Annotated in this window: 10 protein-coding genes and 1 pseudogene; 9 read left to right on the top strand and 2 right to left on the bottom strand. The window is 68.8% G+C overall.

Translation table 11 applies throughout. From position 1 onward, the window contains the following. A pseudogene (locus tag NI18_RS25145) lies at window positions 1-364 on the top strand (alpha/beta hydrolase); the annotation flags it as partial. A 448-nt stretch (window positions 365-812) separates the two neighbouring features. On the opposite strand, the gene NI18_RS27200 reads toward NI18_RS25145, so the two are convergent. Beyond that, window positions 813-959 (bottom strand): hypothetical protein, encoded by a 147-nt coding sequence (locus tag NI18_RS27200; RefSeq protein WP_306286450.1) that lies wholly within the window; start codon window positions 957-959, stop codon window positions 813-815. A gap of 45 nt (window positions 960-1,004) precedes the next feature. Between NI18_RS27200 and NI18_RS27195 the strand changes: the two genes are divergently transcribed. From NI18_RS27195 to NI18_RS15270, 8 genes are all read left to right on the top strand, one after another. After that, window positions 1,005-1,301, top strand: coding sequence for a GMC family oxidoreductase N-terminal domain-containing protein (locus NI18_RS27195; RefSeq protein WP_306286449.1), 297 nt, complete (start codon window positions 1,005-1,007; stop codon window positions 1,299-1,301). Further along, a complete protein-coding gene (locus NI18_RS27190) occupies window positions 1,298-1,897 on the top strand; it encodes a GMC family oxidoreductase (RefSeq protein ID WP_306286448.1) in 600 nt (199 codons plus the stop codon). Before NI18_RS27195 ends, NI18_RS27190 begins: the two co-directional genes overlap by 4 nt. A gap of 10 nt (window positions 1,898-1,907) precedes the next feature. After that, window positions 1,908-2,711 carry an SDR family oxidoreductase gene (locus tag NI18_RS15295; RefSeq protein ID WP_037531123.1) on the top strand — a complete coding sequence of 268 codons (804 nt, stop codon included), beginning with the start codon at window positions 1,908-1,910 and terminating at the stop codon, window positions 2,709-2,711. Next, window positions 2,708-3,220: a peptide-methionine (S)-S-oxide reductase gene (locus NI18_RS15290; protein WP_037531121.1), complete on the top strand. Its 513-nt coding sequence runs from the start codon at window positions 2,708-2,710 to the stop codon at window positions 3,218-3,220. The genes NI18_RS15295 and NI18_RS15290 overlap by 4 nt, the downstream gene beginning before the upstream one ends. Next, complete coding sequence (locus NI18_RS15285; RefSeq protein WP_037531117.1) at window positions 3,217-3,714, top strand: metallophosphoesterase family protein; 498 nt, start codon at window positions 3,217-3,219, stop codon at window positions 3,712-3,714. The genes NI18_RS15290 and NI18_RS15285 overlap by 4 nt, the downstream gene beginning before the upstream one ends. A gap of 31 nt (window positions 3,715-3,745) precedes the next feature. Next, window positions 3,746-4,066 (top strand): HNH endonuclease, encoded by a 321-nt coding sequence (locus NI18_RS15280; protein ID WP_037531130.1) that lies wholly within the window; start codon window positions 3,746-3,748, stop codon window positions 4,064-4,066. A 153-nt stretch (window positions 4,067-4,219) separates the two neighbouring features. Next, entirely contained in the window at window positions 4,220-7,090 is a 2,871-nt protein-coding gene (locus NI18_RS15275) for a TonB-dependent receptor (RefSeq protein WP_274602528.1), read from the top strand. Between the two features lie 149 nt (window positions 7,091-7,239). After that, on the top strand, window positions 7,240-7,605 hold the full coding sequence (locus tag NI18_RS15270; RefSeq protein ID WP_031395307.1) for a DUF4440 domain-containing protein: 366 nt from the start codon (window positions 7,240-7,242) through the stop codon (window positions 7,603-7,605). Between the two features lie 38 nt (window positions 7,606-7,643). Here NI18_RS15270 and NI18_RS15265 read toward each other — a convergent pair. Beyond that, on the bottom strand, window positions 7,644-9,010 hold a 1,367-nt coding region (locus NI18_RS15265; protein ID WP_157840551.1), incomplete at its 5' end, for a molybdopterin cofactor-binding domain-containing protein.

The following is a 9,010-nucleotide window of genomic DNA, read 5'->3' as shown; positions in this document are numbered from 1 at the left end:
CGCCGAGCTGCCGGACGACCGCGCCGCGTGGTCGCGCGGGCTCGCGACGCTCGATACGGCGACGGGCGGTTTCGTCTCGCTGGCCGATCCCGACCAGGACGGCTGGCTCGATCGCATCGCCGGCGGCACGGTCGGCATCGAGAAGGACGCGACCCGCCTGTCGCCCGTGCAGATGCGGCTCTGGTTCGAGGATGTCCGCGCCGAGACTGTCCGCATATGGATGGCGCAGCCCGCGACGATGGCCGCGATCGGCTATGACGGCTTTGCGGTCGGCGGCGATGGTCCCCGCAAGCAGGGCTATACCCGCACCGGCGCCGACGATCCCGAAGCGTGGCAGCGCCCGTCGCAGGAGCGCGGGGCGTGACGACGAGGCAGCATGGTGCGAATGACGTCGTCGATGCGGTCGTGATCGGCACCGGCGCGGGCGGTGCGCCGCTTACCGCCCGGCTCGCCCAGGCGGGCCTGTCGGTTGTCGCGCTCGAGGCGGGCCGCGCCTTCCGTCCCGACGAGCATGTCGCCGACGAGGTCGCGGCCGACATCTACTGGATGGAGGAACGGCTGAGCGGCGGATCGACGCCGACCGCGTTCGGGTCGAACAATTCAGGCATGGGCGTCGGCGGCTCGACGCTGCACTGGGGCGCCTTTTGCCCGCGTCCCGATCCCCGCGACCTGCGGCTCAAGACGCTGACCGGCGAAGGCGCCGACTGGCCGATCGATTCAGCCGAGCTGACCCGGTACATCGCGGAGGTCGAGGCGTTCACCGGCGTTTCGGGCCCGGCCGACTATCCGTGGGACGCCACCCGCCGCTACGCCTATCCCCCGGTCGCGCGTAACGCCGCCGCCGACGCCATGGCGCGCGGCTGCGCGGCGCTCGGCATCACCGCGACCGACGCCCCCGCCGCCCTGGTCTCGCGCGATCGCGACCAGCCGCACTGGGGACAGCGCCAGGCCTGCGTCAATTGCGGCGCCTGTCACCAGGCTGCCGCAACGCCGCCAAGACGAGCATGGACACGACCTATCTGCCCCTCGCGGTCGCGCATGGGGCCGAGATCCGCGCGCGCGCGCGCGTGGTCGCGTTCGACTATGACGGCCGCGGCCGGATCAGCGCGGTCGTGTACAGCCAGAATGGGCAGGAGCATCGCCAGCTTTGCGCCGCGGTCTTCCTCTGTGCGGGCGGTATCGAGACGCCGCGGCTGCTGCTCAACCTCGGCATCGCCAATTCGAGCGGTCAGGTCGGACGCAACTTCATGGCGCATGTCGCGACCAGATCTGGGGCCGGTTCGACGCGGAGATGCGGATGAACCGCGGCTATCCCTCGTCGCTGATCAGCGAGGACATGATGCGCCCCGGCGATGCCGGCTGCGCGGGGGGCTATCTGATCCAGAGCCTCGGCGTGCTCCCCGTCAACCTCGCCACCGGGCTCGCCCGCGGCGCCGGCCTTTGGGGCGAACGACTCCAGACGCTCCTGCGCGGCTATAACCGGATGGCGGGGATCGGCATCAACGGCGAATGCCTGCCGCATGCCGACAACCGGCTGACGCTCGCCGACGAGGTCGACGCCTTCGGCCACCGCAAGGCGCGGATCGACTTCAGCTATCACGCCAACGAACAGGCGATCGATCGCCACGCGCGGCGCACGCTTAGCGACATCTGGGCGGCGGCGGGCGCGCAGGACATCTTCGCGGTCGATCGCTCGGCGCATACGATCGGCACCTGCCGCATGGGGCATGACGGCGACACCGCAGTGGTTGATTCCGACGGCCGCAGCTTCGACATTGCGAACCTGCGGATCTGCGACAATTCCCTCTTTCCCAGCGCATTGGCGGCCAATCCCGCGCTGACGATCATGGCGCTGTCGCTGCGCACCGCCGACCGTTTTCTCGCATCCGACGATTGAGGAGTTTCACATGGATCTGGGTATCAAGGGGCGCATCGCGCTGATCAGCGGCGCGGATTCCGGCATGGGCAAGGAGACCGCGCGGCTGCTGCTCGAGGCCGGCGTGCGCGTCGCGATCACCGATCAGCCGGGCGGCACGCTCGACGCGGCGCTCGCCGAACTGTCACCGCTCGGCGAGGTCGTCGCGGTGACCGGCGACGTCACCAGCCTCGACGATGTCCGCGCGATCTGGGCCGAGGTGCGCGAGCGGCTCGGCGATCCCGACATCTATGTCAACGCCGCGGGCGTGACGGGCGCGACCGGCGATTTCCTCGACGTCGACGATGCCGGCTGGGAGCAGACGCTCGACATCAACCTCATGGGCGCGGTGCGCATGTGCCGCGAGGCGATCCCGGCGATGCGCAAGGGCGGCTGGGGCCGGATCGTGCTGTTCGCGTCGGAGGATGCGGTGCAGCCCTATGTCGACGAACTCGCCTATTGCGCGTCGAAGGCGGGGATCCTCGCGCTCGCGAAAGGGCTGTCCAAGGCCTATGGCGGCGACAATGTCCTCGTGAACACCGTCTCCCCTGCGTTCATCGCCACGCCGATGACCGACAAGATGATGCGCAAGCGTGCCGAGGAACGCGGCGAAAGCTTCGACGCGGCGATCGACAGCTTCCTCGAAGAGGAACGCCCGGGCATGGTGCTCAAGCGCCGCGGCAAGGCCGAGGAGGTCGCCGCCGCCGTCGCCTTCCTCTGCTCGGAGCGGGCGAGCTTCATCAACGGTGCAGGGATACGCGTCGATTCCGGCTCGGTGTTCACGATCGCCGGATGACGGAACAGCGCGTGCACCGGATCGGGTTCGGCGGCGGGTGCCACTGGTGCACCGAGGGCGTCTTTCAGGCGCTCCGCGGCGTGCAGGCGGTCGAGCAGGGCTTCCTTCAGTCCGAGGCCCCGTCGGACGCCTGGGCGGAGGGCGCCATCGTGACGTTCGACCCCGCCGCCATTAGCCTGGCGACACTGGCCGAGGTGCATCTGCGCACGCATTCGGCGAAATCCGGCTATTCTCCCGCCGGACGCTATCGCAGCGCCATCTATGTCTTCGAGGACGGCCAGCGCCCCGACGCCGAAGCCGCGATCGCCCGGTTCGCAGCCGAGACGGCGGCACCGGCCCGCACCCTGGTCCTGCCGTGCACGGGCTTCCGGCCCTCGGACGCGCGCTTCCAGAATTACTACCGGACCGATCCCGACCGGCCCTTCTGCCGCCGCTATATCGATCCCAAGCTCGACTATATCCGCACCCATTTCGCCGCCGTCGCCCTGCCCGCGGAGCCGCGCGCGTGAGCGTCTTCTTCACCGCCGACACGCATTTCGGCGACCACCGCACGATCAACATCGCGCGCCGACCGTTCGCCGACACCGCCGCGATGGACACAGCGCTGATCGAGCGGTGGAACGCGGTCGTCGGGCCGCAGGACGTGGTGTGGCACCTTGGCGACGTCGCGCGTCGCCCCGCGGACGTGGCCGGGCTGCTCGCGCGGCTGCACGGGACCAAGCACCTGCTGCGCGGCAACAACGATCCCGATGCGACACTGGCGGCGCCGGGCTGGACCAGCGTCGCCGACTATGCGGAGATCACGCTCGACGACCGGCGGCTCGTCCTGTGTCATTACCCATTCCGCAGCTGGAACGGCCAGCACCGCGGCGCGATCAATCTCCACGGGCACAGCCACGGCCGGCTGAAGCCGATGCTCCGCCAGTTCGACGTCGGCGTCGATGTCGACGGTCACGACTATGCGCCGGTCCGGCTCGACAGCCTGCTCAGGCCCCGGCGATAGGGGCAGCGGAATGGGCGGGCGCGTGAAACGGATGGCCGGACTGGCCGAGGCGGCGGCACGGACCGCGCAGGCTGCGGACGACCCGCCCTGCGCGCTCTGCGGCCGCCCGCTCGGCCACCGCGTCGAGCGCCATCACGTCGTCCCCAAGAGCGAGGGCGGTACACAGACCGTGCCGGTGCACCCGATCTGCCACCGCACCATCCACGCCTTCGTCGCCAACCGCGACCTCGCCACCAGCTACGCGACGATGGACCAGCTCCGCGCGCGCGAGGATATCGCCCGCTACCTGCGCTGGATCGTCGACAAGCCCCCCGACTTCCGCGCCCCCACGCGAAAGCGCAGCACCCCCTGAACGGACCTTGGTGGTGTAACCCGCAAGCAACACCCGTTTCGCAATTTACCATTGCTGATCGTAACGGAGCAGCAACATATGGTCATAAAAACCATTTTTCGTCGTAACCATGGTGCACCGCCGTAAAACGGGGGTGTCACAAGGGGGACAGAAATGCGTTGGACGAAATGGATGATGCGCTCGTCGCGGATGGCGATGGGCGCGGGCCTGCTGATCGCGGCCAATGGCGCCGCGGCGCAACTGGCGACCGACCCCCAGACGCCCACCGCCCCCGCGGCGACCGAGGCCCCCACCGAAGACATCATCGTCACCGGATCGCGCATCCGCCGCGACCCGCTCGATCAGCCATCGCCCGTCATCACCGTGGATGAGAACGCGATCGCGCGCACCGGCCTGTCGTCCGTCGCGGACATCCTGCAACGCCTGCCCGCCTCGTCGGGCGGCCTCAATTCGAAGTTCAACAGCTCGGGCAATTTCGGCAACCCGCCCGATGGCGGCGGCGTCGGCGCGGGCTCCGCGGTGCTCGACCTGCGCTATCTCGGCCCCAAGCGGACGCTCGTGCTCGTCGACGGACTGCGCTTCGTCAACGGCGCGTCGGCCAGCGGCATCCCGGCGACGGTCGATCTCAACTCGATCCCGTCCTCGATGATCGAACGGATCGAGGTGCTGCAATCGGGCGCCTCGACGCAATACGGGTCCGACGCGATCGCCGGCGTCGTCAACATCATCACCAAGCAGAACCAGAAGGGGTTCAAGGGATCGGCGCAATATGGCCAGTATCTCGGCGACAATGACGGCAAGACGCAGGATTACCAGCTGAGCTACGGCTTTGGCAGCCAGGGCGTGCACGTCGTCGCGGGCGGCTATTACACCAAGCAGGAATCGGTCAGCGCCGCCGATCGCGACATCTCGCAATTCCCCAATCCGGGCCAGACCAGCTGCGCCGAACCCATCGGCGGCTGCTCCAGCTTCACGCCCTTCGGCCGGTTCCTGGTGAACGGCCAGAACATCACGCTGCGTGGCCCCGTCGCCAGCGGCCGCCCGGTCTATGACCCGACGCTCGCGACCGGTGACTTCAAGGCGTTCACCGCCGCCGATCGGTTCAACTTCGCGCCGCTCAACTATTTCCTGACGCCGGTCGAGCGGTTCGGCGGCTTCGTCAACACGCGCGCCGAGTTTTCGGAGGCGCTCAACCTGCGCGTGAAGGCGGTCTATAACCGCCGCAATTCGCAGAACCAGGCGGCGTTCCTCCCGCTCGGCATCGGTCCCGACGTCGGCAACGGCAACATGCTCGACACGCTCTCGGTCGATGCGACCAACCCGTTCAACCCGTTCGGCGTGACGCTCGTCCCCGGGCAGAACTACACCGCGATCTTCCGCCGCCTCGTCGAGGCGGGGCAGCGCACCTACAGCCAGCAGGTCGACACCATGTCGCTGACCGGCACGCTGGACGGCAAGTTCCAGATGTTCGGGCACAACTGGTATTGGGATGCGAGCGCGGTCATCGGCTATAACGATGCCAAGCAGCTGTTCACCGGCAACATCAACGCCGCACGCCTCGCCCGCGCGATCGGCCCGATCAGCCAGTGCACCGGGGAATGCGTGCCGTTCAACTTCTTTGGCGGGGTCGGCTCGATCACCCCGGCGATGCTCGGCTATATCGGCTTCGACGAACGCGACCGCAGCCGCCAGAAGCTGAACGACTATACCGCCAACGTCTCCGGCGAGCTGTTCGATCTGCCCGGCGGGCCGGTCGGCATCGCGATCGGCTATGAGCATCGCTATCAGTTCGGCAGCTTCACGCCCGACCCGATCATCCAGGCGGGTCTCGGCGCGGACATCCCGGCACAGGCGGCGAGCGGCAAGTTCAACGTCGACGAGGTCTATGGCGAAATCCGCCTGCCGCTGCTGCGCGACATTCCCGGCATCGCCTCGCTCGAGCTGAACGGCGCGGTCCGCCATTCGAACTATTCGACCTTCGGGGGCAATACGACGCTTAGTGGCGGCGCGCTGTGGAAGCCCGTCAGCGACCTGCTGCTGCGCGGCCAATATGCCGAATCGCTGCGCGCACCGTCGATCGGCGAGCTGTTCGGCGCGCAGTCGCGGTTCGACGCCTCGATCGACGATCCCTGCACCAGCGCCGCGGGCGGGCTGTTCCAGTCCAACCCGACCGTCCGCGCGAACTGCGTCGCCAACGGCGTCCCCGGTAATGGCAGCTACGCCGAACCCTCGGGCCAGTTGCCGGTGCTCACCGGCGGCAACAGCGAGCTGCGACCCGAAACCGCCCGGACGCTGCTGTTCGGCGGCGTCTACAGCCCCAGCTGGGCCCGCGGCGGCACGCTCTCGGCGCTCAGCCTCGAGGTCAACTACTACGACATCAAGGTCGACGACTCGATCGCGTCGATCCCGGCCCAGGTGCTGCTCAGCCGCTGCGCCCAGACCGGCGACGCGCTCAGCTGCGCGGCGGTGCGGCGTGCCCCCAGCGGCATCGTGACCGCGATCAACGGCCTGCTGCTCAACACCGGCGGCATCCGCACCAAGGGCATCGACGCGACGCTGACGGTCCGCTCGGGCGAGACCGGCGCCGGGCGCTTCGGCCTCTACGTCTCGGGCAACTATCTGCTCAAGTATAGCGAGCGGACGCCCGCGACCGACGGCTTCGTCACGACCGACTATGTCGGCACCGAACGCGGCTCGCCCGATCAGACCTATCCGCATTTCAAGGGACTGGGCACGATCGACTGGTCGGTGGGGCCGGTCACCGCGAGCGTCACCGGACGCTATATCGACAATGTCGACGAAATCGCTGCGGAGAACGCCCTGAAGAGCCGCCTCTACGGCGACGTCCAGCTCCAGTTCCGGCCGGCCTGGCTCGATTCGAAGCTCGCGCTGACCTTCGGCGTGAACAACGTCTTCGACAAGGATCCCCCCGCCTGCTTCAGCTGCAGCCTGAACAACTTCGACCCGACGACCTATGACATCCCGGGCCGGTTCGGGTACCTGCGGCTCTCCTACGGGCTGTAGGACAATGGCTGCCGACCGGCGCGCCGGTCGGCAGCCACACAGCGTCGGAAACATAGGATGCTCCGATCGCCAAAAGACCTTCGTCTCACCGATTGTGAGGAACGAAGTAGGCCGTCCCCGCGCTCGACCCCGACAGAAGGAGACGAGCAATGGACGACACCAGGGTCTGGGCATTTGAAGAAAGCCTGTGGACGGGCGACGCGGACCAGTATCACACGCTGATCGACGACGAATGCGTGATGGTGCTTCCCGAGCAGCCCTTCGTGATGACCGGCGCGCAGGCGATCGAGGCGGTCGCCGATACGCCGCGCTGGTCGGAGGTCCGGTTCAGCGAACAGCAGATCATGCGCCCGCAGGAGGGCCTGATCGCGATCGCCTACAAGGCCGAGGCGAGTCGCGAAGGCGCAACCGGCTATACCGCCTATTGCACGACGACGATGCGCCGGCTCGAGCATGAGGAATGGCGCGTGGTCCAGCACCAGCAGACGCTCGCCCCGGTCGCCGGCGGCGCCTGACTCGACCAATACGGCGGTCGCCCGACGACCGCCGATGATCAGGAGCGTGTCGCCAGCCCCCCCGCCAGCGGCATGCTCCTGGTCCTGACCCCCGTCGCCGCCGCCAGCGCATTGGCGAGCGCGGCGGCGGTGGGCCCCTGCGCGCACTCGCCCGTACCCAGAAACGGCGTACCCGGCCGGTCGATCACCTCGACGACGACGCTGTGCGGCACGTCCGCGAACCGCAGGATCGGATAGCCGCTCCAGTCATAATCGGTCCGGCGCGCACCGTCGTGTCCCGCGGACTCATATGCGGTCCAGCTCAGCGACTGGAGCAACCCGCCCTCGACCTGGTTGCGGATGCCGTCGGGATTGACCGCCTCGCCGCTGTCGACCGCGACGACCGCGCGGTGGACGATCAGCCGCCCCTCGTCGGGGATCCGCTCGACATCGAGCGCGACCGCGCAATAGGCGCCGTGATTCTTGTACCGCGCAAAGGCGAAGCCCCGCCCGCGATTGGGCCGGGGCCGGTAGCGGCTCCATCCGAACCGCGCCGCCGCGCGCCGGATCACGTCTGCGGCGCGCGGATCGTCGAGATGCGCGAGCCGGAACGCGACCGGATCGCGCCCCGCCGCCGCCGCGAGCTCGTCCATCGCGCTCTCGAGCGCGAAGATGTTCAGATGCGCGCCCAGCCCGCGCAGCGCCGACACCCGCACCGGCATGTCGGGCAGGAAATGGCTGACGATGCTCTGGTTGGCAAAGCGATAAAGCGGGATGGCGTTGCGATCGCCGCCGCCATTGGGCTGCGGGATCGGCTTGGGCGGCGTCGGCACGAACGGCGGCACTACCTCCACGCCCGCGAGCAGGTCACCCGCCGCGACGGGGCGCGTGCTGTGCGTGTTGCTCCACACCTGATGCCGCCAGTCGACGATCCGTCCCGACGCATCCAGCGTTGCGTCGATCTGCGCGAGCATCGCCGGCCCGAGCGGTTCCCAGCCATGCTCCTGCTCGCGGCTCCATTGCAGCCGGACCGGAACGCCGGGCATCGCACATGCGACCAGCGCGGCATCGCCCGCGACGTCGTCCGCCCCATTATGCCCGTAACAGCCCGCCCCCTCGCGGTGGACGCAGCGGACGCGGTCGGCGGGCATCGCGACCAGCTCGGCGATCGCGGTGCGCAGCGGCTCGACGCCCTGGCTGTGTGTCCAGACCGTCAGCTGTCCCTCGGCCATCAGCGCCACCGCGCAGGACGGTCCGATCGCACCGTGCATCAAATACGGCCGGTCGTACCGCGCGGACAGCCGCCGCACGCCCGGCGCCGCGGACGCGTCGCGCCGCGTGTCGATCACACTGCTCTCGCGCCGCATCTCCAGCAGTCCCGCGGGCATCGGCGGCAGCGCGGGCACGGCCGCGTCGCGCGTCCATG

Source organism: Sphingomonas sp. Ant20 (assembly GCF_000783375.1).
In the GTDB taxonomy this organism is placed as follows: Bacteria; Pseudomonadota; Alphaproteobacteria; order Sphingomonadales; family Sphingomonadaceae; genus Sphingomonas; species Sphingomonas aerolata.
This window is presented reverse-complemented; position numbering and strand designations above follow the sequence as displayed.

Excerpts from the sequence above, each read along its gene's own strand:
- NI18_RS27195 (WP_306286449.1), top strand. The coding sequence starts at position 1,005 with ATGGACACGACCTATCTGCCCCTCGCGGTCGCGCATGGGGCCGAGATC.
- NI18_RS27190 (WP_306286448.1), top strand. The coding sequence starts at position 1,298 with ATGAACCGCGGCTATCCCTCGTCGCTGATCAGCGAGGACATGATGCGC.
- NI18_RS15295 (WP_037531123.1), top strand. The coding sequence starts at position 1,908 with ATGGATCTGGGTATCAAGGGGCGCATCGCGCTGATCAGCGGCGCGGAT.
- NI18_RS15290 (WP_037531121.1), top strand. The coding sequence starts at position 2,708 with ATGACGGAACAGCGCGTGCACCGGATCGGGTTCGGCGGCGGGTGCCAC.
- NI18_RS15280 (WP_037531130.1), top strand. The coding sequence starts at position 3,746 with ATGGCCGGACTGGCCGAGGCGGCGGCACGGACCGCGCAGGCTGCGGAC.
- NI18_RS15275 (WP_274602528.1), top strand. The coding sequence starts at position 4,220 with ATGCGTTGGACGAAATGGATGATGCGCTCGTCGCGGATGGCGATGGGC.
- NI18_RS15270 (WP_031395307.1), top strand. The coding sequence starts at position 7,240 with ATGGACGACACCAGGGTCTGGGCATTTGAAGAAAGCCTGTGGACGGGC.